We start from the raw sequence: 25020 nt of genomic DNA, 5'->3' as shown, positions 1-25020 counted from the left end.
ATGTCAGACACGGATAACGGCGCGGCGCGCGTGCCGGTAGCGATCGTCGGAATCGGCTGCCTGCTACCCGGTGCGCACACCCCACGGCAATTCTGGGACCGATTGCTCGACGGCGCAGATCTGCGCACCGAGGGCGGCGCGGACGTCTTCGGAATCGACCCGGCCACCATCGGCGGCTGGGGTGATCCGGAGCACCAAATCACTACCACCCGAGGCGGTTTCGTCACCGAACCGGCGATCGACACGACCGGCCTGCGGGTTCCCGCCGAGCGGATCGATGGGTTGGGGCGGGTGGTGCGCTGGCCGTTGTACGTGGTCCGGCAGGCATTGGCCGATGCCGGTATCGCCGAGGACGACGCGGTGCTCGCCCGCACCGGCCTGGTACTCGGCAACTACTCCTTCCCGACCGAACGCTCCGTTGACCTGTGCGTGCCGCTGACCCGACGCGCGGTCGCCGAAGGTCTGCGCGCCGCCGGACTTCCACTGCCGGACAACGGAGTCCGTCAGTGGGAGCCGAAGGTTCCGGTCGAATCGCTGTGGCCCTCGGGCCTGCCGACCACCGTGGTCGGCGATGCCTTCGGCCTGGGCGGGCCGCGGCTGGCGCTGGACGCGGCGTGCTCGTCGGCGCTCTACAGCATCGGGCTGGCCCGCGACTATCTGGCCACCGGAACTGCCGATGTGGTGCTGGCCGGTGCGGTATGCGCGCCGGACCCGCTGCTCATCCATCTGTGCTTCTCGGATCTGCGCGCCTTCCCCGAGGACGGTGTCAGTCAGCCGTTCCGCGCCGATTCCAGCGGTATCGTCACCGGCCAGGGCGCCGGTGTGGTGGTGCTCAAGCGGCTGGCCGATGCCCAGCGTGACGGCGACACCATCCATGCGGTGGTCGAGTCCATCGGTCTCGGCAACGACGGCTCCGGCGCACACCTGCTGGCCCCGAATATCAACGGCCAGTTGGCCGCCTACCGCCGGGCCTACGACGGCGGCGTCGATCCGGCGGCCGTCGACTACATCGAATGTCATGCCACCGGAACTCCCGTCGGTGATCCGATCGAACTGCGCGGACTCGCCGAATTCTTCGGCACGAATGTGCCTTTGCTCGGTTCCGTGAAGGGCAATGTCGGCCACCTGCTCACGGTCGCGGGCTTCACCAGCCTCATCAAGGCGATGCTGGCCATGCACCACGGGGTCATCCCCGCAACGCCGGGTGTCGGCGACGCGATCCGCCCGACCGGTGCCCAGTCCGTTGCCGACCGCATCGTCACCGTCAATCAGCCCTGGCCGCAGCATGATTCGGCGCAGCGGCGCGCTGGTGTCTCGGCCTTCGGCTTCGGCGGCACCAATGCCCACCTCGTGCTGGTTTCGCCGCCCGAGTCGAATGCCGGTCCGCCGGTTCCGATCGACGCTCCGGATGCCGCAAGCGGTGTCGAGCTGCCTCGAATGTCGGTGTCCGGAATGGGAATTCGGATCGGGGCGCTGGCCGGGACGGACGCCCTGCGGCGGACCATCCGGTCCGGACAACCCGCGCTGGTGCAGCGGCCCGATGGTCGTTGGTACGGCGCGGAACAGGTGGGGATCGCCGAACTCACCGACGAGCGGGCTGCGGGCTATGTCGACAGCGTCGAGGTGGATATCCGCGCCTATCGACTGCCACCCGCCGAACTCGCGCAGATGAATCCGCAACATCTGCTGTTCTTCCAGGCCGCCGAGGAGGCACTTGCCGAGGCCGGGCTGACCGGCAGCGGGCGGGAGCAGGCCGGGCGCCGGGTGGCGGTGGTGGTGGCCATGGAAATGGAGCCGCGCTCGCACGCCCATCGCGCTCGCTTCGATATCGGAGCCCAGGTGCGGGCCGAATGTGCCAGGGCCGGTGTCGAACTCGGGCCGGACGAGCTGGACCGGTTGGAGGCCGCGGTCCGGGCCGGTGTGCACGATCGGATCGGCGCCAATGAGGTGCTCAGCTATATCGGCAATATCATGGCCAGCCGGATCGCCTCCGCACACAACCTGACCGGCCCGGTCTTCACCATCTCGGCCGACGCCACCGGCGGCGGCCGCGCCCTCGAGGTGGCCGGACTGCTGCTGCTCGACCCGAGTGTCGAAGCGGTGCTCGTGGGTGGTGTGGAACTCGCGGCCGGAGTGGAGAATACGCTGGTCCGCAGCGTCCTCGCCGATGGCGAGCGCCCGGATCTCGGCGACGGCGCCGCCGCCCTGGTGCTGCGCCGCTCCGACGGCACCGATGCGGTCACCATCGACAACATCACCGTGCGCCGCGGCGACCGAAACGAGCTGCGTCACGAGCTCGAAAAGAGCTATGCGGCAACCGGTGTCACACCGGATGAGGTCGGCTACCTGGAACTCGCCGGTGCGGTATCCGCCCCCGACCTGACGGCGCTGTCCGAAATCTTCCCGGCCCGAGACGGCGACATCGCGAGCTGCGTCCTCGGCAGTCACGTCGCCCTGACCGGCGACGCACAGCAGGCCGGAGTGCTCGCGGGCGTCGTCAGCGCCGCCCTGGCCCTGCGCCACCGCGAACTGCCTCCGGCCCCCGGGACTCTGCGCCGGATCGCCACTGACATGGCGGAACTCGATGACTCCGCCCTGCACCTGCTGGACGCCCCGGCCACCTGGCTCGCCATGGCCCGCGACCGCCGCCGGCTCGCCGCGGTGCACGCGATCAGCGGCGCGAGCACCGCCCATATCCTGCTGTCCGCGGCCCCCGCTGTCATGCCGCATTCCGAGGAGCAGACCTCGGGGGACTCGGCGTCGGGCATCAACGGGCCGGTGCCGGTCGCGGACTGGGTGGGCGGCGGTGGACCGCTGCTGATCCCGCTGCACGGTGATACCGGCGCGGAGCTGGCCGCCCGGGCCGAAGCCTGCCTCGATGCGCTGGACGCGGGCCGGGATCCGGTCGCGCTGGCGCGGGAATATGTGGCCGCGCCGCGGTCCGGGACCTACACCGCGGTCGTGGTCGCCGCCGACGGCGTCAAGCTGCGCAAGGAACTACGGGCCGCGGTGCGATATCTGCCGGAAACCGTTGCGGCGGGCGGGGATTGGGCCACCCCGGCGGGCAGCTTCTGCACCGCGCGGCCGGTGGGACCGGACGCCCGGATCGCCTTCGTCTATCCGGGCGCGTTCACCGCCTACCCCGGAGCCGGACGCGAACTGTTCTCGCTGTTCCCGTCGCTGCTCGCGGCCTTCGAGCGGGAGTCGGAGCAGCCGTGGGCCGAGTACAAGCATTCGGCGCTGTACCCGAGTGCGCCGCGCGGGATCGATCGGACCGCGCTGATGTGGCACGAGGGCGAACTCATCGAGTCGATTCCCACCATGCTGGCCATCGGCACGAATGCCGCGGTGTTGTCGACGCGGCTGCTGCGAGATTCGCTCGGCATCCGGGTCGACGGTGGCTTCGGCTACAGCCTGGGGGAGAGCAGCATGCTCTTCGCGATGGACGTCTGGGATGCGGCGGTGCGCGATGACGCCCCGCTGCGGAACTCGCCGCTGTTCGTCGACCAGTTGCGCGGCCCGAAACGGCTGATCCGCAAGCGGTGGGGGCTGTCGGATGCGCTGGCCGACCGCGAGGTCTGGACCACTCAGGTGCTACTGGCCCCGGCCGATGCGGTGCGTGCGGCGATGACCGACCTGGACCGGGTGTACCTGACCCATGTGAATACCCCGGGTGAGGTCGTGGTCGCGGGCAGTCCAGCCGCGGTGCGGGAACTCATCACCCGACTCGGCTGCAAATCCGCGAAGGCGCCTGCGAACCACGTTATGCACTGTGCCGCAGTCGAATCCGAACGCGCAGCCTTTGCCGGACTCAACAACCACCCGCTGGGTCATCCGGCTGTCGGCCTGGAACTGCTGTCCAGCTACGACTACGACCGGGTCGATCCGTCCGACCGCGCGGTCATCGCCGACCGGATCGCTGAAACACTCTGCAGCACAGTCGACTTCACCAGACTGGTGAACACCGCCTATGACCGCGGCTTCCGGGTGTTCGTCGAGGTCGGCCCCGCCGCCACCTGCACCCGCTGGATCGGCGAAACACTCACCGGCCGCGACCATATCGCCGTCGCCGCCGACCGGCGCGGCATCCCGAGCGGCGTCGCGCTGGGACAGGCGCTGGCCAGACTGGTCAGCCACGGCGTCGCCGTACGCCTCGACCTGCTGTTTCCGGCCACCGAAGCCGTCGCCGCCCAGCCCAAGTACCGCATCGCGGTGACCTGCGGAGGGGAATCGGTGGTCGACCGAGTCGCCGCGCGGACCGCCCCGATCCTGGCGGCGGCGAAGCGGGCGGCGGCGCACCGGACGGTGGATCCGGTCACCGTCATTCCCGCGGTCCCCATCGTGAATCCGGATCTGATCATCATCGAGGGAGAGCCGTTCGTGTACCTGCCCCGTCGTGCTGCCGCCGAACAGCCCGCACCGCAACCAGTTCCGGTCGGTGCCCCGGCCGCCGCGCCGATCGCCCGCGTCGCCGATCCGCTCGACACCGCCCGCACCCTGGTGCTGCGTCCGATGAGTCAGAGCGTCTCGCTGGCGCACCGGTCCTTCCTGCGCGTCCACGGCGCCCTGGTGCAGCGCAGCCTGGACGATTTGGAGGCGGGACGCGGCTTCCCACCCCCGCCGAGCGCATTCCCCTCCGCCGCACCGCAGCCGGAGCGTCCGGTGGTCTGGGATGAGGCGGCGCTGCTGGAATTCGCGAACGGCAAGGTGGCCAATGTCTTCGGCCCGGACTTCGCCGAGATCGATACTTACCCGGTGCGGGTGCGACTGCCCGAGCCGCCCTACCACTTCGTCACCCGGGTCACCGAATTGTGGGCCACCACCGGCGAATACGTGCCGTCGGCGATAACCACCGAATATGATGTGCCGAAGGGTGCCTGGTACTCGGTGGATGGACTGGTCCCGTGCGCGGTCACCATCGAGGCCGGGCAGTGCGACCTGCTGCTGGTCAGCTATCTCGGCATCGACTTCCGCAATAAGGGTCAGAAGGTCTACCGGCTGCTCGACAGCGAATTGGTCTTCCACGGCGGCCTGCCCCGCGAGGGCCAGACCCTGCGCTACGAGATCAAGATCGACCGCTTCGTCTGGAACGGCGACAGTCTGCTGTTCTTCTTCAACTACCGGTGCTTCGCCGACGGTGTGCTCATCCTGGAGCTGCTCGATGCCTGCGCGGGCTTCTTCTCCGCCGCCGAACTCGAGGATTCCCTCGGCGTGGTCTTCAATGCCGCCGATCGCAAGCGCCGCGAGTCGATGACCAAGACCTGGTTCAAGCCGCTCGCGCGCACCGACCGGACCGCCTTGACTGCGGCGGATCTCGAACTGCTCGCCGCCGGACGTCCGGCCGAGGTCTTCGGTCCGGCCTGGGACCAGACCGCGGACGGCTCGAATCGCGCACTGCGCCTGCCGGATCGAATGCTGCGGATGATCGACGAGATCACCGCGATCGACCGGCTCGGCGGCCCGCGCGCCCTGGGTGAGTTGACGGCGGTCAAACATCTGAACCCCGAGGGCTGGTACTTCAAGTGCCACTTCACCGGCGACCCGGTACTGGCCGGATCTCTGGTCGCCGAGGGCGGCGTGCAGTTGCTGCAGACCTATGCGCTCTACCTCGGCCTGCACCTGGTCCTGCCCGATGCCGAATTCCAGTCGGTGCCGGGGCTGAAGACCCAGGTGAAGGTGCGCGGCCAGATCACCCCGAAACAGCGCAGCATCCGCTACCACGTGGAGATCACCGAGATCACCATGCTGCCGCGTCCGACGATCATCGCCGACATCATCGTCTACGACGGCGATAAGCCGATGATCAGCATGCGCAACTTCGGCGTTCAGGTCCGGGAGAAGCCCGGCACCGCGTACCGGCCCGAAACCGGCGGCGTACCAGCGTTTCTGGGCCGCCGCAATGCGGCGGGCGAACCGGCCTTCATCAACGAACTGCATCTGGCGCACGCCGCGAAGGGCGATCTGGCCACCGCCATGGGTCCGGAGTTCGAGATCTACGCCGACCGCAAGGCGCCCTATATCCCCAACGGCGACTTCCGATTCGTCGACCGCATCATGAAGTTCGGCGGTGTGCGCGGTGAACTCGAGGCCGGGGCCACCATGGAGACCGAATACGACTGCCCGCCGGAGGCCTGGTACTTCCACGAGAACGCCTTCCCCGGCATGCCGAACTGCGTCTACATGGAGTCCTCGCTGCAGGCCGCCATCCTGCTCGGCTACTACCTCGGCGCCAGCCTGGCCACGCCCGATCAGGAACTCAATATCCGCAACCTGGACGGTAAGGCGACCGTCGTGAAGCAGATCGACCTGCGCGGCAAGACCATTCGCCAGCACACGACGATGCTGTTCAACCAGATCATGCCGGGTACCTCGCTGCAGAAATTCCGCTACGAGCTCTTCGCCGACGGCGAGCTGTTCTACCACGGCGAGTCCATGTTCGGCTATCACACCGCCGAGGCCCTGAGCAATCAGATCGGCCTGGACAATGCCAAATACGTGGCGCCCTGGCTGGATCAGCAGGGCGAACTCGCGCCGGGCCGGGTGCGCACGCTGGCGGTGCGCACCGAGGACAGCTGGTTCAGCCGCCCCGGCCTGCGGCTGGCCGATGGACATCTGCGGCTGATCGACGAGGTCGACATCGTCGACGACGGCGGCACGCACGGGCAGGGTTATCTGCGCGGCCTGCGCCGAATCGACCACGATGACTGGTATTTCGAATGCCACTTCTATCGCGACCCGGTGATGCCCGGCTCGCTCGGCGTCGAGGCGCTGATCCAGGCACTGCAGGTCCACGCGATCGAGATCGGTGCGGGCGACGGCTTCACCGACCCGGTGTTGGCGATGCCGCTGGATATCGAAATGGTCTGGAAATACCGGGGACAGATTCTGCGCACCGAGGGCCCGATGACCTTCGACCTGCACATCAAGGAGGTGCGGCGGGCCGACGATCGGGTGCTGGTTATCGCCGACGCCAATGTGTGGAAGCCGGGCATGCGCATCTATGAACTCGTCGACGTCGCCGTCGAGGTTCACGAACGCAGAGAGGACGAACGATGACCAGCACAGTCGGAACCGAGCGGGATCCAGCGGATTACGCCGTCGAACCCAATGTCCACCACAGCCAGGACGGCTTCTACGAGACGTTGACCGCCCTGCATCAGCCGGTCTATGTGGTGCGTACCGCAGATGGCACCGGCCTGAGCACCACCCGTCCCGATGACGACGCCTCGGTCATCGCCGCGATCGGCCCGCTGCCCGCCGAGCAGCTCGGCTCCGCCGCCTTCCGCGCCTGCCACGGTGTCCGCTACGCCTACATGGGTGGCGCGATGGCGGGTGGTATCGCCTCGGAGGACTATGTGATCGCGCTGGCCCGGTCCGGTTGCCTCGGCTCGTTCGGTGCGGCCGGATTGCTGCCCGAACGCGTCGAGGCCGCGCTGCAGCGATTCGCGGCCGAAATTCCCGGATTGCCCTACGCCGCCAACCTGATTCACAGCCCGAGTGAGGAGGAGCTGGAACGCGCCGCGGTCGAGCTGTTCCTGAAATACGGTGTGCGCTGCGTCGAGGCGTCGGCGTTCATGGACGTCACCGCGCATATCGTCCGCTATCGGGTGGCCGGATTGGCCCGCACCGGCGACGGGCGGGTGCTCATCGCGAACCGGGTGATCGCCAAGGTATCCCGGGCCGAGGTCGCCGAGAAGTTCATGCGCCCCGCACCCGCCGCGATCGTCTCCGATCTGCTGGGTCGCGGGCTGATCACCGCCGAACAGGCCGAGCTGGCCAAATTCGTGCCGCTGGCCGATGACATCACCGCCGAAGCCGATTCCGGCGGGCACACCGACCGTCGCCCGCTGACCACCCTGTTCCCGTCCATCCTGCGCCGCCGCGACCAGGTGCAGCAGGATCTGGGTTATCCGGTGGCGGTCCGGGTGGGCGCGGCCGGTGGTATCGGTACCCCGGTCGCCGCCGCGGCCGCCTTCGCCATGGGTGCCGACTATGTGGTCACCGGTTCGGTCAACCAATCCTGCTTGGAGGTAGGAACTTCCGACGAGGTCCGGCATCTGCTGGCGGCGGCGGGCGTCGCGGATGTGGATATGGCGCCCGCGGCGGATATGTTCGAAATGGGCGTCGAGCTGCAGGTGTTGAAGAACGGCAGCATGTTCGCGATGCGGGCGAAGCGGCTCTACGAGCTCTACCGCACCTACGACGGGCTGGACGTGCTGCCGATCGCCGAGCGCGCCCGGCTGGAACAGCAGATCCTGCGCCGCTCGGTGGAAGACGTCTGGCAGGACGTGGTCGCCTACTTCACCCGCCGCGATCCGGACCAGCTGACCCGGGCCGCCGATGACCCGAAGCGCAAGATGGCCCTGGTCTTCCGCTGGTACCTGGGCATGGCCTCGCGCTGGGCCGTGGTGGGTGCGGCCGATCGCGGCTTGGACTACCAGATCTGGTGCGGTCCGGCCATGGGCAGCTTCAACGAATGGGTGCGCGGCTCCTACCTGGCGGCCACCGAGAACCGCCGGGTCGCCGATGTGGCGCTGAATCTGCTGCACGGTGCCGCCTTCACCACCCGCATCCAGCAGTTGGCCGTGAACGGCGTCCGGGTGCCGCGCGGTTGCGCCGACTACCGCCCGGCGCCGCTGGCCGACGACTCCGGGGGCACGCGGTGACCACCGTCGAAAGCCGCGCCGCCGCCATCGATCTCGGACCATATCCGGCGGCGGCGGCTTTGGAAGCGGCGCTGGGAGATCCACGGGCACAAGACAATTCGTTCGGCTTCGCCGCCATGCTGGCACGTGCTGAACGGGATGCCTTTCCCGATGCGCTCGCCGATATCGCCGGACCCGCGCTGCGGCTGTCCTATATCCCGGCCGAGTACGGCGGCGATCTGATCACCTACGACCAGACCCTGATGCTGGTTCGGGTCGCCGCGCGACGTGATCTGACCATCATGCCCGCCACGATGATCGACATCACCGCGACACTGTGTGTGCTGCTGGCCGGTTCGCCCGAGCAGCGCGATCAGGTGGTGCGGCTGTTGCGTTCGGGCGAGTCCATCGGATTCGCCTTCTCCGAACCCGCGCACGGGAGCGATCTGCTCGCCAATACCTGTGCGCTGACGCCGGATCCGGTGACCGGCGGCTGGCTGCTCGATGGCGAGAAATGGCTGACCGGATTCGGCAAGCGGGCCGGTGCCATGCTGGTGATCGCGCACACCGGTGGACGCGGTCCGGCCGCGTACTCGATGGCGCTGGTGCACGATCCCCTGCGGCAGAGCTCGGCCCGCTACCGACGGCAGTGTCCGGCGGGTATGCGCGGCACCGATTTCGCGCATTTCCACTTCACCGAGCTGCCGGTGGCCGACGACGCGATCGTCGGCCGGATCGGCCGGGGGATGGAGACCGCGATGCGCGCCATGCAGGTGGTCCGGGCCACCAGCGTGGGTGCCAACTTGGCCGCGGTCGATTCGGCGCTGCGGCTCACCCTCGAGTTCGCCGGGCGTCACGTGGTCGCCGGCCGCCCGGTCGGTGAACATGCGCTCAATCGCCGCGAATTGGGGACCGCCGCGGCGGCCTTGCTGGCCGGCGATGCGGCCGCACTGGCCTGTGCGCGTGCGATGCACACCTTCCCCGCGGCGCAGAGCCTGTGGTCCGGCCTGCTCAAAGCCGTGCTCACCGAGCTGTCCACCGAGGCGTTCACGCGCTGCGCGGATGTGCTCGGTACCCGCGGCGTACTGCGTGAGGGTGCCGAAGGCGCCTTCGATGTGCTGCGCGCCGATAACGCAGTGGTTCGCTACTTCGATACCAGCCCCACCGCCAATCTCCGGTTGGTCGCCATGCAGTTGGCCCGGTTCGTCGAAGCCGGTTTCACCGCCGCGCAGGACGGCGCGCTCGAATTGCTCTCGGACACTTTCGATCTCGATGCCACTCTGCCCTCGCTGGATTTCACCAGCCTGACCTTGTCGGCGCGCGGGCTCGAGGTCGTCACCGGCGGATTCCCGGTGGCGGCGGCGGGTATGCGCGCCATACTCGGTGCGGCCCGTCCGTGCACCGGACGGGCCTTGGAGCTGGTCGACCGGCTGGAGCGAGCGCTGGCGGCGGCGCGCGCCGACATCACCGGTCTGGCCGAGCTGTCCACCTCCGAACGTGCCACCGAGACAGTGGATCTCGCGCTGCGCGTCGCCTACCTGCATGCCGGCGCGGCGTGTGTCCAGCTGTGGTGGTTCAACCGGGCGCGTTCGCTCTACGGCACCACCCCGGGATCGGTCGACTGGCTGCTCCCGGCGCTGGAGCTACTGCTCGACCGGGCCGACTGCCGTACCGCCCGATTGCCGATGGTGTTGGCGGACAACGCATTCGACGTGATCGCCCGGCTGCATCGGGACCGTTGGCTGTTCACCGCGCGGCCGCTCTCGCTCGCCACCGAGGAAGGAACCGAACCGTCATGACCGTGCTGTACGTGACCGAGCTGGCCGAGGAACTGGAACGCTACCTCGGCGATCCGCACGATCCCGCGAATCAGATGTCGTTCCAGCGCATCCTGCGCTGTGACGAGCTCGAGGAGTTCCCACATGACCTGCTCGGCCTGCTGCAGCGCTGGGCATTGCACGAATACTGCCTGCCCGCCAAGTGGGGCGGCCGCGCCGGTGACGTCGAGACCGGATTTTCGCTGCTGCGCCTGGTCGCCCGCCGCGACCCCACCACCGCCGCCGCCCTGATGCTCACCGACCTGGCGTTCATGCCCACCTGGATCGCGGGCACCGATGAGCAGCGGACCTGGTTGGTATCGCAGATCAACAATGGCGCCAAGCTGGCGTGGGGGCTGTCCGAGCGGGCCCACGGCAGCGATGTGCTCTCGAATGAGATGCGGGCCGAGCAGGTGGACGGCGGCTATCTGCTGACGGGGGAGAAGTACCTCATCGGCAATGCCACCCTGGCCGATATGGTCACCGTGCACGCCCGCACCGGCGAACGCGGCGGACCGGGCGACTGGTCCATCTTCCTGGTCGAAAAGCGGCTCGGCCCCGCGGGTGCGGTGCGCGAGCTGCCCAATGAGCGGCTGCACGGACTGCGCGCACTCGATCTCAGCGGCATCCGGCTGGAGAAGTTCTTCGTTCCCGACAGCCACCGCATCGGCGCCGAGGGCCAGGGCCTGGAGATGGTGCTCAAGAGCGCCCAGGTGGCGCGCACCACGATCAGCGGGCTGGCACTCGGTGCGGTCGACACCGCATTGCGGGTCACCTGCGACTTCATCGTGACGCGAGAGATCTTCGGGCAGCAGGTCGTCGAATTCCCCTATACCCGCCGCCAGATCGCCGAGAGCTTTGCCGATCTGCTGCTGGCCGAGGCGGTGGCCACCGGCGCCGTGCGCGGACTGCAGGCCGCGCCCGAGCAGATCGCGGTCGATTCCGCGATCGTCAAATATTTCGTGCCGACCTCACTGGAGCGCACCATGACCCAGCTGTCGGAGGTGCTGGGCGCCCGGCTGTACCTGCGTGACCACCCGCACTACGCGATCTTCCAGAAGATGCTGCGCGATATCGTGGTATCGGTATTCGCCGACGGCAATACCGTGGTGAATCTGAAATCCATTGGCGCGCAGCTCGAGCAGATCTTGACCGCGGCCAATTCCGCCACCGCCGAACGGCGCTCGGCCGCGGCGGAAATGGTTGCGCGCAGCTACGATCTCGACGCCAAGCTCGACGAATGGCAGCCCGCCCAGCAGCAGCTGTTCAGCCGGGCCGGTGATGCCGCCATAGTGGCGCTGCCGCAGGCGATCGCGGATCTGCGCACACTGGCCGGAACCCGCGAAGGCGAGCAGCGGAGCTGGTTCGAACAATCGGCCGACCTCGCCGAACGCCTACTCGGTGAACTGGACCGGATTCTGCTCGAACAGCAGCGGGCCAAGCAGACCCTCGGCCGCGGCTACGGCGCCTCCGCCGAAATCTACCGGCTCGCCGAACAATATTGCGCACTGCACGCGGCCGCCGCACTGATCCACCTGACCGTGCGTTCGGCGACGGTGCTGGCGCCGCCGTTCCCGGACGGCGCGGTGCTGCTGCTGTGCCTGGAACGCATCTGGCGCGGCTTCCACCCGGCGGACCCGGTCACCGACGCGGTCGTCGTGGACCGCGTCCTGACGGTGCTGCTGGACCTGCACCGCGACCGGAAACTCTTCTCGCACTGGCAGTTCCAATTGCAGGCCAGCGGCGAGACCACGGCCTGACCACTATTTCGGATGTAACACCCTGGAAGGACACATTGTGTACTCGATGAATTCGCGGCACCAGACGGCCGCACCCGCGGACGTCTGGGAGGTGCTGCTCGACTGTGCGTCCTTTCCCGACTACATGGGTGGGGTCAACGAGGTGGAAATCCTCGAGGAAGACGGTACGCGCCGCACGAGTAGCTGGGTCGTCGAGCTCAAGGGCTCCGAAATGGAGTGGGAGCAGGAGGATCTGATCGATGCCCAGCGGCATCGCATCGAATTCCGGCAGACCGATGGCGATCTGCAGAGCTACCACGGCTACTGGCAGCTCCACGAGGGCGGCGCGGGCGGCGAACTGGAACTCAATGTCGAATTCGATATCGGGCTGCCGCTGGTCGCCGAGATGATCCATCCGGCCATCGCCACGGCGCTGGAAGGCTATGCGAACTCGATCGTCACCCGGGCCGCACGGTGAGGGAATTGCCATGAGCGACATCAGAACTCGCGGTGCCAAGGATATCGCGAAGACCACGTTCAAACAGGTCAAACGGCACTTCGCGCCATCGATGGCGCTGGCGGGCAAATTCACCGGTCAGGGTGCGGTCGAGGATTCGGCCGGCGGCTGCCGGGTCACCCTGTCCGATGGACGCGCGGTGCTGGACTTCGGTTCCTATGCGGTCGCGCTGCTCGGTCACCGCAATGCCGCGGTGGTCGAGGCGGTCCGGGCGCAGCTGGATCGGATGCCGACTTCGACCAGGTCGGTGCTGAACCCGCTGCCCGGGCAGGCCGCCGAGGCGGTAGTGGACTATCTGGCCGCTGCCGACTTCGGGGGCGATAACACGCCGGAACTGTCGAAGGTGTACTTCGGTTTGAGCGGCGCCGACGCCGTCGAGGCGGCTGCCAAGCTGGCCCGGCTGGCCACCGGCCACGCCACGGTGCTCGCGGTCGAGGGTGCCTATCACGGCAAGACGCTGGGTGCGCTGGCGCTCACCCACCACGAGCGGTTCAAAGGCAATTTGGGTCCGATGCTGGGCAACGCCGTACACATCGATCCCGCCGACCCGGACGCAGTTTCCCGTGCGCTGGCCGAAAACCCGGTCGCCGCACTGATTTTCGAGCCGGTGCAGGGGGAGAACGGAGTCACGCTGCTGGATCCGGCGATCCTGTCGCGCTGGTGTGCCGACGCGCATGCGCACGGGGCATTCGTCATCGCCGATGAGATCCAGGTCGGCTTGCGCCGCTGCGGTGACCGGTCCGTCGCCTTGGCGCACGGGTTGCCGGTGGACGCGGTGCTGCTCGGCAAGGCGATCGGCGGCGGTGTGGTGCCGGTCTCGGCGCTGGTCTGCACCGAGGCGCTGTATGCCCCGCTGACCGGCGATCCGGTGCTGCACACCGCTACCTTCAGCGGATATCCGCTCGGCGTCTCGGCTGTGGCCCCGGCGCTGGCCACCATCGAAGCCCATGTCGCCGACGGGGTTCGGATCGCGCGGGAAATGGCCGAGGGACTGGCGCTGCTGGCCGCCGACCACGACACCGTCGTCACCGCGGTGCGCGGGCGGGGTCTGCTGTGGGGGCTGGACTTCTGTTCGCCGGAGTTCGCCGGTGAGGTGCAGGTCGGGCTCGCACAGCGCGGACTGGTCGTGTCCACCTGTCTGAGCCGACCCGAAGTGCTGCGGCTGATCCCGCCGATCATCGCCACCTCCGACGATGTCGCGGAGGCGCTGTTCCTGCTGCGCGGCGCGATCGAGCAGGCCGCCGCCGCCATCGACCCGACCCGACCCGGATTGGACGCATCGTCATGACATCGCTCGAAATCGAGGGCGCGGCCGAACAACTGGCCGCCGATACCGAACTGGCCGCCGATATCCCGGGTTTCACTCCCACCGTGCACGCAAGCTCGGTGCGGGACGTATTCCTTACCGGCGCAACCGGATTCCTCGGGGCGTTCCTGCTCAAGGAACTGCTGGACCGGGGACTGACCGTGCACTGCCTGGTGCGCGCGGCCGACGCCGACAGCGCCCTGGCCCGGTTGACCGCCAATCTGGACACCTACGAACTGGCCGAGACCATCGCCACCGACCGGATCCGGGTGGTGCCCGGTGATGTGACGCTGCCGAAGTTCGGTCTATCCGATCGCGACTACGCCGAACTCGCGGATCGGGTCGAGGCCAGCTATCACACCGCGGCGAAGGTCAATTTCCTCATGCCCTACAAGTGGCTGCGCAAGCAGACCATCGCGGGCACGCACGAGATGTTGCGCTTCGCTTGCGCGGCGACCGCGCCGCTGCACCATGTGTCCACTCTCGGCGTCTTCGCCGGCGACGCGGATTCGGATCCGCGTGGCGAATCGGATCCCACCGGACCCGCCGCGGATATGCCGCTCGGATACACCAAGAGCAAATGGGTTGCCGAGCAACTGATGCTGGCGGCCGATCGGCGTGGTGTGCCGATCACCATGCACCGGCCCGCGCAGGTGTGGGGCGACTCGAAGTCCGGCGCCTGCCAGCAGAACGACTTCGTCTGGCGCTTTATCACCGGCTCCATCCAGGCCGGGGTGTATCCGCGCAACTTCCGGCTGAAGATGAATCTGGTTCCGGTCGACTACGTGTGCGCGGCCATCGCCGCGGTCACCGCCCAGGATGCCGCGCTCGGCGGGATCTACCACCAGATCGGAACTGCGGCCGTCGATTCCGAGACCATCCTCGGTTTCATCCGGTCGGCCGGGTTCGAGATCAAAGAGGTCAGCATCATCAAGTGGCTCAAGGCCATCTCGGCCGATGTCACCAATGCGATGTTCCCGCTGATCCGCACCACCATGCTGATGGAGCGGCAGGAGCCGCTGCTGTTCACCGACCACCTCACGCGTCGCCTGCTCGACGGCACCGGGATCGAGTGCCCGAATATCGACGAGCGGCTTTTCGGCACCTACGTCTCATTCTTCGTCCGGCACGGGCACCTGCCCGCGCCGGTCGCTTCCGCCTGACCGGCTACTGACAGGAGTACCGCGATGTCCGCGCCGACCACATACCCGACCAGCAGAACCGCGCACCATCCGGTGCGTTTGCAGGACGCCGATCCGCGGCTGACCCGCCGCGAATCCGTGATCGCCGAACTGGCGGCCGACGGTAAGTCCAATCGTGAGATCGCAGTGCTCCTGTTCATCTCCGTCCGCACGGTCGAGAACCACCTGCATCGCATCTACAGCAAGCTCGGCATCCACAGCAGGCTCGATCTCACTTCCGGCCGTTGACTAGTTTGTTAGTGATCACTAATCTCACCCCAAGGAACTCCTGACTCTCGAAATTGGAGGTTTCCGCCATGGCCGCGGAACGATCCGCTCTCGGTGAACTACTCCGTCCGATCCGCGGTCGCATGCGTCTAGCCGTTGCCGCCCAAGCCATCTCGTCCGTCGCCGCGGTGCTGCCCTTCATCGCCGTTGCCGAGCTCGGCCGGGTGCTGCTCGATAACGGGCCCGATCGGACCCGCGAGGCATGGACGCTGACCGCCGTCGCCGCGGGCGCGCTGCTGGTGCGGCTGATCTTCCTGCTGGCCGCCGGCGCGCTCACCCACTTCGCCGATGGCGAGCTGGCCCTCGATATCCGCCGACGGTTGGTGCGCCGGCTCGGTGAGGTGCCGATGAGCTGGTTCTCCGGACACAACTCCGGCACGGTCAAGAAGATCGTGCAGGATGATGTGGCGGCGATGCACCACCTGGTCGCACACTCGGTGCTGGAGCTGACCTCCGCGGTGGTGCTGCCGGTCACCGCACTGGTCTACCTGTTCTGGGTGGACTGGAAGATGACGCTGGTGACCATCGCTCCGCTGGTGATCGGGTTGAGTCTGTACAGCGTCACCATGGCCGCAATGGGTAAGTACCTGCCCGAATACGACCGGGCGATGGGCCGGATCAACGGCAGCGCAGTGGAATTCGTGCAGGGCATTGCCGTGGTCAAGACCTTCGGCCAAGCCAAGCGCGCACACGGCCGATATGCCAGTGCCGCAAGCGATTTCGCGGACTTCTTCCTGGGCTGGGTGAAGTCGACACTCAGCTCCAAAACCGCGGCCGAGATCGTGCTCTCGCCGATCGCGGTGCTGGCGGCGGTGCTCGGCGGCGGCGCCTGGTTCGTCACCCGGGGCTGGTTGGCCGCCGCCGATCTGCTGCCGTTCGCGCTGCTCGGGGTCGGACTCACCGCGCCGATCCTGGCGCTGTTCTATGCGAGCTATGAACTGCGCTTCGCCAAGGAGGCGGCGGCCCGGGTCATCGAGGTGCTCGACACCGCACCACTTCCGGTCGTCGATTCCCCGAAGTCGCCCAGCGGCAATGTCGTTCGGCTCGCCGAGGTGTCGTGCTCCTATGACGGTGCGACCGAGGTGCTGAGTGGTATCGACCTAGAGTTGCCGGAGCGCACGGTCACCGCGCTGGTGGGTCCGTCCGGATCCGGTAAGAGCACCCTGGCCACGCTGCTACCGCGATTCCAGGATGTCACCGGCGGTGCGGTCAGCATCGGTGGTGTGGACATCCGCGAGATGGCGCCCCGGGAGCTGTACCGGCGCGTGGCGTTCGTATTCCAGGATGTCCGGCTGGCACAGGATTCGATCGCGGCGAATATCCGGATGGCCCGGCCCGATGCATCGGAATTCGAGGTGCACACCGCCGCGCGGATGGCCCGCATCCACGACGAGATCCTGGCGCTGCCGCGCGGATACGACTCGGTGATCGGGGACGACGCGCGGCTGTCCGGCGGTCAGGCACAACGGCTTTCGATCGCGCGGGCACTGCTGGCCGATGCCCCGATCATCGTGCTCGACGAGGCCGCCGCCTACGCCGATCCGCAGTCCGAGGCCGAGGTGCAGGATGCGCTGTCGGCACTGACCGGTGCCAAGACCGTGCTGATGATCGCGCACCGACTCGCTACTGTCGTCGAGGCCGACCAGATCGTGGTGCTCGAGAACGGCACGATCGCCGAGCGCGGGACCCATACCGAATTGCTTGCCGCCGAGGGCCGCTACGCCCGGATGTGGCGGGCGCACGAGAACGCCGGGGGCTGGCGGAACCAGCAGCTGGAAAGGACCGGGGCATGATTCGGAAACTGCTCGCGGTGGTCGGGCCGGAACAGGGTGTGGCGCTGCGCAGAATGCTCGCGGTCCTGGTGATCGGCGCGGTGCTGCAGGGTGTGGCCTTCGCACTGCTGGTGCCGATTCTGCAGGCGCTGCTGGGTTCGGATCCGGATTCGGTGTGGCCGTGGCTGTGGACCCTGTTCGGGGTGGCCGCGCTGTATGCACTGGCGTACTACGTCAGCATGGGTATCGGCGCGCAAGTCGGTGCGGCACTGGCGAAGACGCTGCACACGCGCATCGGTGACACGGTGGCCGGGCTGCCGCTGGGGTGGTTCGGGCCCGAACGGGTCGGGCAGCTCGGGCAGTTGGCGACCAAGAGTGTCATGGACATCATGGGTGTACCGGCGCATCTGCTGCGGCCGATGGTGACCACATTCGTAACGCCGGTGACGGTGGTCGTGCTGATGTACTTCTTCGATTGGCGACTGGCGCTGGCCGCGACGCTGACCGTTCCGGTCATCATCGCGGTCTACCGCTGGAGCGTGTCGCTGAGCTGCACTGCCGACGAGCTGCGCACCGCGGCCAATGCCGAAACCGGTGGGCGGGTTGTGGAATTCGCGCAGCTGCAGCCGGTGCTGCGGGTATTCGGCCGCGGCGCGGAGACGCTGGATGGCACACTGCACACCCAATATGAGACCTCGCGCAAGGTGCTCGTCACCGGTGTGCCCGGTCTGGTCGGCTTCACCCTGATCGTGCAGGCCGCATTCACCACGATCCTGGTGTACGGCACCTATCTGGCCCTCGGCGGCAGCCTCGACGTGCCGACCCTGCTGGCGGTGCTGGTGCTTGCGGTGCGGTTCACCGAGCCGATCGCCGAATTCGCCATTCTCGGATCCACCTTGCGCACGGCGGAATCCGCGCTGGACCGGGTGCGCGAACTGGTCATCGAACCGCCGCTGCCCGAGCCATTGCCGGCCCGGGTACCGGAGGGCAATGCGGTGCGCTTCGACTCGGTCGGCTTCGGCTACGGCGAATCCGCAGTGCTGCACGATGTTTCGTTCACCGCCCCGGCGGGCCGGGTCACCGCGCTGGTCGGACCGTCCGGATCCGGCAAGACCACGATCGCCCGCTTGATCGCCCGATTCTGGGATGTCGACGACGGCAGCGTTCAGATCGGCGCGGTGGATGTGCGCCAGCTCGACCCGGTCGAGCTGATGTCGCGCATTTCCATTGTCTTCCAGGACGTCTACTTGTTCGAGGACACCATCGAGGAGAACATCCGACTCGGTCGCCCCGGCGCCACCGATGCCGAAATCCGCGCGGCGGCCGCCGCCGCCCGGGTCGACGAGATCGTCGAACGTCTCCCCGAGGGCTGGGCCACCAAGGTCGGCGAGGGCGGCGCCCGCCTCTCGGGCGGTGAGCGGCAACGGGTTTCGATCGCCCGCGCCATCCTCAAGGACGCCCCGATCGTGCTGCTGGACGAGGCGACGGCAGCGCTGGACCCCGAGAACGAACAGGCCGTGCAGCAGGCGCTGAGCGCGCTGACCGCGGACCGGACGGTGCTGGTGATCGCGCACCGCCTCAACACCGTCGCCGCCGCGGACCAGATCCTGTTCCTCGACAATGGCACGATTGTCGAGGCGGGTACGCACGACGACCTGTTGGGCGCCGAAGGCCGTTACGCGGCGTTCTGGGCACAGCGCCGTCGTGCCACCGAATGGAAGGTCGGGGCACGTAGCTGACCTTCCGACGCAGTCGTCCCGCCGACCGATCCGGGCTCGGCGGGACGACGTGCGTCCGGGCCGTCGCCACTCGCTGCGACAGGTTGGCCGTGACCCACCGCGCCGGATGCGCCTTGGCCGAAGTCATCGAATAGCTCAGGTCATCAGGTGATACGACTTGGCCGCTGTGCAGACCGTCGTTCCCGAGGTGGTCATCTAGGCCGACTCCGACCAGCTCGAGCACGATACGGATTCCCTCGGGCGTCTACGGCTCGGCGCGGGCGGCAAGTCGGTCGGCGAACCAATCGGCGACAAGGGTGTGTTTTTCCATCGAGTGGTTGTAAATGCAATGGTCGCCGTCGGCCCATTCACGCCAGGTCTTGTCCCGACTGGCTGCGCCGACATAGAGGGCGCGGGCGTTTTCGACGAGAAAGACCTGGTCGGGGGTGCCGTGCAGGACCAGCAGGGGACAGGTCAGGCGGGCCAGGTCGGCGGCATCGAGGTGGAGTTTGCCGAGGGTGTTCATCGCCTGTTCGGCGTCGGCGGCGCCGAACAGGAGCCGGACCTTGTCCACCATGCGCGGGTAGCGCGTCGGGAATTCGATGGGAGTGGTTGTTCCTCCGTTGACGCAGCACGCCTGGATACGGTCGTCGGCGATCGCGGCGGCGGCGGCGAGAAATCCGCCCAAGCTGTTGCCCCAGATGCCGACGTGGTCCGCGAGCCTGCCGTCGTCGCGGATCCAGCTGACCAGTGCCGCGAACGCGGTGGTGAAGTCCCGTCCCAGCGTGAGTCCTTCGAACAGTCTGGTTTCGCCCTGCCCAGGAGCGTCGGCGAGGAGTACCGATACGCCCCGCTCCAGCAGGTAGACAGCGCCGCTGTAGTACTCCTCGCGCCACCCATCGAAGCCGCCGACAACGATCACGGTGGGTGGTGGCGCGTGGGTGGTGGCCGGCCGCAGCAGCCAGGCGCGCAGGAGTCCGCCGCCCCACGGGATGGAGACGTGTTCCACCGGCGGGTCGTGGAGTGCACCGGCCCGTCCGAATGCATCGATCAGGCGTTGGTACAGAAGGGTTTTGTCCCGGTCGCTGTCGAGCAGGGGGACCTGGCCGAAGCGGTAGCACGCTGCCGCGGCGAGGTACCAGTCGCGTGCGGTCCGGCGGTGGCCGCCCGCGAGAGCGGCCTCGGCGCGCTCGGTGTCGCGCCGGCCCAGACACAGCGCGACCTCGTGCCAGCGCTCGCCCTGATCGGCGCGTGCGTGCAGTTCCACAGCGTCTGCCCATTCCATCCCATTTCCCAGGAGGCGCTGCAGTGGCATGGCCCGCTTATGTGACCGGTTGGCCGCCAGCAGATCCGCCTCGGCTGGTGTGCCGCGACGAACTTCGAAGTCCGGGGCGCTCATGCTGGAACCGTTGGCAGGTGCGGGCGCATCTGACGGCGCAGGGAGTCGACGAGTTCGCCCGCATGGTCGACGCGGGCCGCACCGAAGACGTAGAAGTCCGGGCGCACCAACACGACGTCGGCTTGATGGTGGGCCAGCCAGCGGGTGAGGTCGGCGTCCATATCGATGACAGCGTCGGGTGCCTTGGCGCGGGTGAGATGGACGATGCGGGTGTCCAGGTGCCGCAGAATTGCGTGCTGGTCGTCGTCGAGCGGAAGCTGGTCAGGGGGAACGGAAGTCATGAGCGTCCACCCGCCGCCGATCAGGTCGTCGCACAGGCCGGTGCGGCCCTGCCAGTGGACGCGTGGTTGCACGCCCAGTGTTCCGGCCGGTCCGGCCGGAACACCGTTGGAGTTCCGGTGCAGCAGTCCCGCGGTCAGTATCGGGAACGGTGGTGGCGGGGCACCGTCGCCGGATCGAAAGGCTTGGTCGCGGGCGGCCGCCCGCTCGGGGTCCGAGAGGCACACAATGCGGCCCAGTTCCATCGACATGGTGATGAGACTGCGTGCGTGCGGGCGGCGTTCGTCGCCGTAGGTATCGAGCAGGGAGTCGCGGGCGCGCCCGGACAGTACCAAGTCCAGTTTCCAGGCCAGGTTGGCGGCATCTCTGATGCCCGAGCACATGCCCTGTCCCATGAAGGGCGGCATCAGATGCGCCGCATCGCCGATGAGCAGAATGCGGCCACGGCGCCAGGATTCGGCGAGCCGGGACCGGAATGTGTAGACGGTACGCCGGATGATCGTGGCCTCGTCCGGGGTGATCTTCCACCGGGACAACAACTCCCAGCAGCGAGCTTCCGTGGTCATTTCCCGGGCGTTCTCGCCGGGCAGGAGCATGAACTCCCAGCGACTGTGCGCGCGTCCGAGCCAGCGGAACAGGGAGACGGGTCGCTGCGGGTCGCAGTACTGGCCGGCTTCGGGCATATCGATGCGGATGTCCGGATCGTGGGGTTCGATGTCGACGACGAGCCAGTCCTCCTCGAAGCCGAGGTCCTCCCAGCCCAGCTCGGCGGCCGCGCGGACGGTCGAATTCGCGCCGTCGGCCCCGAGGAGCCAGGCCGCGGTGACCGTGCGGACGGTTCCGTCGGGTGTCCAGGCGCCGTCGGTGACGGTGCCGTGGGCGAGGGTGACCTCGACGTGGTCGTCGTGCTGGGTGATCCGGATGGCGTTCCAGCCGAAGTTCAGCTCCACCGAGGGCAGGCAGTGGACGGCGGACAGTAGGGCGTCTTGCAGGTCCGGCTGGAATATCAGATAGTCGGACTTCCATCTCGAGGGTGTGGGCTGGTTCCAGTCGAGGTGCAGCAGCAGGTCGCCGTCGCCGTTGAACCAGTCGTAGTCGGGGACGGGGACGGCATGTGGTTCGAATTCGTGTGCGGCCCCGACCGATTGCAGGATGCGCATGATCTCGTGGTCGATATGGCCGGCGCGGGGCAGCGGGTAGGCGGTGGGCCAGCGCTCGAAGACGCCGACGCGGTGGCCGTGCTGTCCCAGCAGCGCGGCCATGGTCTGCCCGACTGGACCACAACCGATTTGGATGATGTCGAAGTCCCAGGGGGTGACGGGGTCAGCGGCCATGTTCTCTCCTCAATGAAATGGATGGTGCCGTAGCAGGCCCACCAGGACTGCGCCCCACCACCTTTCAGTGATGGGGCGGCCGGAATGCGCAGGCATGGCCGGGCGCGGGGCCGGGGTGCTACCTGCGGGCGGCGGTGTCGGAGGGCAGTTCGTTGAAACGGTCGCGGTATTCACCGGCGAAGCGGCCCAGATGAGACACACCCCAGCGATAGGCGATCGTGCCGACCTGGTCGGTGGAGGTGAGGATTTCCGCGCGGATTCGCTCGAGCCGCAGATTGCGGACATACGCCATGGGCGACAAGCCGAGCCGATCCCGGAATGCGGAGCTGATGGTCCGCGGGCTGCAGTTGGCGGCCGCCGCAATGTCGTGCAGGCCGATGCGCTCGGTGAGGTTCGCCTCGATGAACCCGAGAGCCGCGCGCAAGGTGCGTGGGTGTCCGGGCGCCGGACCGTCCCGCAAATCGCCGGTGTGCGAATGCGGCTGGGCCAGCAGCAGCGCGGTGACGATGCAGCGCAGCTGGCTGCGTTGCAGTTCCGCGCGCTGGAACAGCGGGTCTCCGGAATCCAGCTGCTCCAGCAGGGAACGAACCAGCAGCCGCACTGCCCGACCCTTGGGTTTGGCCAGGTCGAGAGCGAAATCGAAGCGCACGGTCGACACCGGCGGGTGTCCGGTCAGCGCGGTGAATTCCTGGTCGACCATGGCCGCGTCGATCCGCAGCCCCAGAAACCGGGTATCGGCGCCCAGGGGCCGCAGCTCCTGGGTGTCTCCGGGGTTGACGATGCCCGCAGTCGCCGAGTCGAGGGTGGCCCGCAGGCCGCTGCGGGCTGCCGAGATCGCTCCGGAGACACCGATATTCACAAAGTACGACCGGCGGCCCGTCGACGAGGCGACGCGCACGTCCAGCGGCGAGGCAAAGTAACCGGCGGCGAAATCGGGCGCGCTGACACCGCGCAACTCATGATCCCCGCCGCGCAGGCCGTCCAATGGCGAGGTGGTGATCGAGCCGCCGAACAGCCGGGTGGCCGCGTTGAGCAGATCGACAGGATTGCGCGACTTGGTGATGAGGAAGTTGTGCAGTGGTGCCGACACGGTGTTCACCTCCCATGGTCCGATGTCAGTATCGCCGTCGCGCTAGGTCGCCGGGCCCGCATCCAGCATGACGAACAGGATGGTGCAGGGGGTGTCCGACCTGTTGTCCCAGGCATGGGTCGTGCCGCGCTGGATCAGCACGTCACCGGCGCGCATTACGGTCTCCTCCGAACCGACGACCGCGACGACCTCACCGGCGATGACGAAGGCGTAATCGAGCGAAGGGGTTCGATGCCAGTAGGGCGTCTCGCCCTGGTGACGCGGCCCGAACTCGACCACGCGCAGGACACCGCCGTCCGCGGGCGGCGGCAGCGGCACATCGGGGCCGACCGGATCGGCATACGTGGTGTCGTTGCGTGGCGGACCCTTGTGCAGCCACAGATTGACCACCTGTGCGCCCGCGGTGGTCTGGATGTGCCGGCAATCGGCGTCCTCGACGATGACGGGACGGCCGGACCCATCATGCCCGGTGACGATTCTGCGAACGCTGCGCATCACGCGCCCCTTCCCGAAAGACGCCGCCACAGAATGTAACTGGGACGCGCCTCGCCACCCATGGCCATCGGAGGTGTGTCCAATTTCAGCGTGTCGGCGTCATCGAAGACACACAGACGCTCGAGATCCGTACCGACGAAATTGGGAAAGGTGGCCATCCGGACGTGGTGGATCACCCGGCCGGTCGCGTTGTCGGCGTCCCAGGTGCCGGCGTAGGAAATGATCGAGCTGTAGGCGCCGGCCTTCTCCTCGACGCTGCCGCCGTCGAGCGAGGCGTCGGCGAAGCGCATCCGGTCGGTCAGCGTCAGGTGGGCGCTCATCGTTCCCTCGGAGGTGTAAATGAGCAGTCCGGTGCACCGCTGCGCCGGGCCGAGCGGCGGATCGATGGGCCCATTCGTAGTGAAGACTTTCCAATCGGCCAGCTGCCAACTGCCGATAAGCCGAGTGCGCAGTTGCGTCATGAGAGATCCCTTTCCGTGCGAATCACAGCGGCGGGGCAACGAACAGCCCGGGGTCGATGTCGTTGTGGGACTTGGCCGCGATGAACTCGTCCATTTCGTTGGCCGTGCCCCACTGATCCGCGTTGGCCGGGTCGCGCAGGTCGTAGATGTGCGGGTGCCAGGTGTCCTCGTCCAGGATCTCCAGCTCGGTCGTGTACTCCACAGTGTTGCCGGCCGGGTCGAGGTAGTAGCTGAAGGAGTTGTCACCGGCCCGGTGTCGGCCCGGTCCCCACAGGCGCTCGATGCCCAACCGCCGCATTCGGCCGGTGCCGCGCAGGTACTCGTCGATGCCACGCATCTCGAAGGAGGCGTGGTGGAACGCCGCGTGCGGTCCGCGCACGATGCCGAAGCTGTGGTGGAAGTTATTGCACCGCAGGAACCACATGATCTCGCGGTCACTGCCCAGGCACATGGTGTCCGAGAGACGGAATCCCAGATGCTCGATATACCAGGCCACCGTTGCCTCAGGGGTGGGCGAGTTCATCAGGACGTGGGACAGCCGGACCGGAACGGGCTCGCGGGCTTCGATCTTGCGGTGCCGCCGCGCGGTGACATCGGCGGAGACCTCCACGACGCGACCCTCGTTGTCGAAGAAGCGGACCGCGTAGCCGCCGCCGGGGGTGTCCAGCAGCTTCGGTTCGTGCACCAGCTGTACACCCTGCGAGATCAACTGCGCGGCAAGGGTGTCGACATCGGGCGCGGTAGCGGCGCCGAAGGCCAGGAGATCGGTGCGTTTCTGGGCGTCCCGACGCAGTCGTACCACGTATTGCTCCGGCGAGCCCTCAGCCGCTAGGAAAGAAACGCCTGTGTCACTGGCGGTTTCGGTCAAACCCCACAGCTCGGTGTAGAAACGCCGCTGTTCGGCGAAGTTCGGCATAGCGATATCGACATGCCGCAGATGGGTGATCACACTGGTGTTGGTCACGGTGTACTCCTCGAT

At 67.6% G+C, this 25020-nt stretch carries 16 protein-coding genes; 10 read left to right on the top strand and 6 right to left on the bottom strand.

Going from position 1 to position 25020, the window contains the following annotated elements; genetic code table 11:
- The 10 genes from ACWEO2_RS04610 (at position 1) to ACWEO2_RS04565 (ending at position 19004) form a co-directional block, all read left to right on the top strand.
- Positions 1-7056 carry a beta-ketoacyl synthase N-terminal-like domain-containing protein gene (locus ACWEO2_RS04610; protein ID WP_452404079.1) on the top strand — a complete coding sequence of 2352 codons (7056 nt, stop codon included), beginning with the start codon at positions 1-3 and terminating at the stop codon, positions 7054-7056.
- Positions 7053-8666 (top strand): PfaD family polyunsaturated fatty acid/polyketide biosynthesis protein, encoded by a 1614-nt coding sequence (locus ACWEO2_RS04605; protein WP_452404078.1) that lies wholly within the window; start codon positions 7053-7055, stop codon positions 8664-8666. Before ACWEO2_RS04610 ends, ACWEO2_RS04605 begins: the two co-directional genes overlap by 4 nt.
- Positions 8663-10444 carry an acyl-CoA dehydrogenase family protein gene (locus tag ACWEO2_RS04600; RefSeq protein ID WP_452404077.1) on the top strand — a complete coding sequence of 594 codons (1782 nt, stop codon included), beginning with the start codon at positions 8663-8665 and terminating at the stop codon, positions 10442-10444. Before ACWEO2_RS04605 ends, ACWEO2_RS04600 begins: the two co-directional genes overlap by 4 nt.
- Positions 10441-12222 (top strand): acyl-CoA dehydrogenase family protein, encoded by a 1782-nt coding sequence (locus ACWEO2_RS04595; protein ID WP_452404076.1) that lies wholly within the window; start codon positions 10441-10443, stop codon positions 12220-12222. The genes ACWEO2_RS04600 and ACWEO2_RS04595 overlap by 4 nt, the downstream gene beginning before the upstream one ends.
- 46 nt (positions 12223-12268) lie before the next feature.
- Positions 12269-12679 carry a type II toxin-antitoxin system RatA family toxin gene (locus tag ACWEO2_RS04590; protein ID WP_452404075.1) on the top strand — a complete coding sequence of 137 codons (411 nt, stop codon included), beginning with the start codon at positions 12269-12271 and terminating at the stop codon, positions 12677-12679.
- A gap of 10 nt (positions 12680-12689) precedes the next feature.
- Positions 12690-14006, top strand: a complete 1317-nt coding sequence (locus tag ACWEO2_RS04585) for an aspartate aminotransferase family protein (protein ID WP_452404074.1) — start codon at positions 12690-12692, stop codon at positions 14004-14006.
- The gene (locus ACWEO2_RS04580; protein ID WP_452404073.1) at positions 14003-15187 is read left to right on the top strand and encodes a thioester reductase domain-containing protein; all 1185 of its coding nucleotides are present in this window, start codon (positions 14003-14005) and stop codon (positions 15185-15187) included. The genes ACWEO2_RS04585 and ACWEO2_RS04580 overlap by 4 nt, the downstream gene beginning before the upstream one ends.
- Before the next feature lie 24 nt (positions 15188-15211).
- Complete coding sequence (locus tag ACWEO2_RS04575) at positions 15212-15454, top strand: helix-turn-helix domain-containing protein (protein WP_452404072.1); 243 nt, start codon at positions 15212-15214, stop codon at positions 15452-15454.
- Between the two features lie 68 nt (positions 15455-15522).
- The gene (locus tag ACWEO2_RS04570) at positions 15523-17286 is read left to right on the top strand and encodes an ABC transporter ATP-binding protein (RefSeq protein ID WP_452404071.1); all 1764 of its coding nucleotides are present in this window, start codon (positions 15523-15525) and stop codon (positions 17284-17286) included.
- Positions 17283-19004 (top strand): ABC transporter ATP-binding protein, encoded by a 1722-nt coding sequence (locus ACWEO2_RS04565; protein ID WP_452404070.1) that lies wholly within the window; start codon positions 17283-17285, stop codon positions 19002-19004. Before ACWEO2_RS04570 ends, ACWEO2_RS04565 begins: the two co-directional genes overlap by 4 nt.
- Before the next feature lie 244 nt (positions 19005-19248).
- On the opposite strand, the gene ACWEO2_RS04560 is transcribed toward ACWEO2_RS04565, so the two are convergent.
- From ACWEO2_RS04560 to ACWEO2_RS04535, 6 genes are all read right to left on the bottom strand, one after another.
- The gene (locus tag ACWEO2_RS04560) at positions 19249-20382 is read right to left on the bottom strand and encodes an alpha/beta hydrolase family protein (protein WP_452404069.1); all 1134 of its coding nucleotides are present in this window, start codon (positions 20380-20382) and stop codon (positions 19249-19251) included.
- Complete coding sequence (gene mhpA, locus ACWEO2_RS04555) at positions 20379-21995, bottom strand: bifunctional 3-(3-hydroxy-phenyl)propionate/3-hydroxycinnamic acid hydroxylase MhpA (protein ID WP_452404068.1); 1617 nt, start codon at positions 21993-21995, stop codon at positions 20379-20381. The genes ACWEO2_RS04560 and mhpA overlap by 4 nt, the downstream gene beginning before the upstream one ends.
- A gap of 118 nt (positions 21996-22113) precedes the next feature.
- On the bottom strand, positions 22114-23085 hold the full coding sequence (locus ACWEO2_RS04550) for an AraC family transcriptional regulator (RefSeq protein WP_452404067.1): 972 nt from the start codon (positions 23083-23085) through the stop codon (positions 22114-22116).
- 42 nt (positions 23086-23127) lie between these two features.
- On the bottom strand, positions 23128-23580 hold the full coding sequence (locus ACWEO2_RS04545; protein ID WP_452404066.1) for a cupin domain-containing protein: 453 nt from the start codon (positions 23578-23580) through the stop codon (positions 23128-23130).
- Complete coding sequence (locus ACWEO2_RS04540) at positions 23580-24041, bottom strand: lipocalin-like domain-containing protein (RefSeq protein ID WP_452404065.1); 462 nt, start codon at positions 24039-24041, stop codon at positions 23580-23582. Before ACWEO2_RS04540 ends, ACWEO2_RS04545 begins: the two co-directional genes overlap by 1 nt.
- Before the next feature lie 22 nt (positions 24042-24063).
- Positions 24064-25005 carry a VOC family protein gene (locus ACWEO2_RS04535; RefSeq protein ID WP_452404064.1) on the bottom strand — a complete coding sequence of 314 codons (942 nt, stop codon included), beginning with the start codon at positions 25003-25005 and terminating at the stop codon, positions 24064-24066.
- Between the last annotated feature and the right edge of the window lie 15 nt (positions 25006-25020).

The sequence above is a fragment of the Nocardia sp. NPDC004278 genome, from assembly GCF_053602975.1.
Note: the sequence above shows the minus strand (reverse complement) of the source record. Positions and strands in the feature narration are given on the sequence as shown.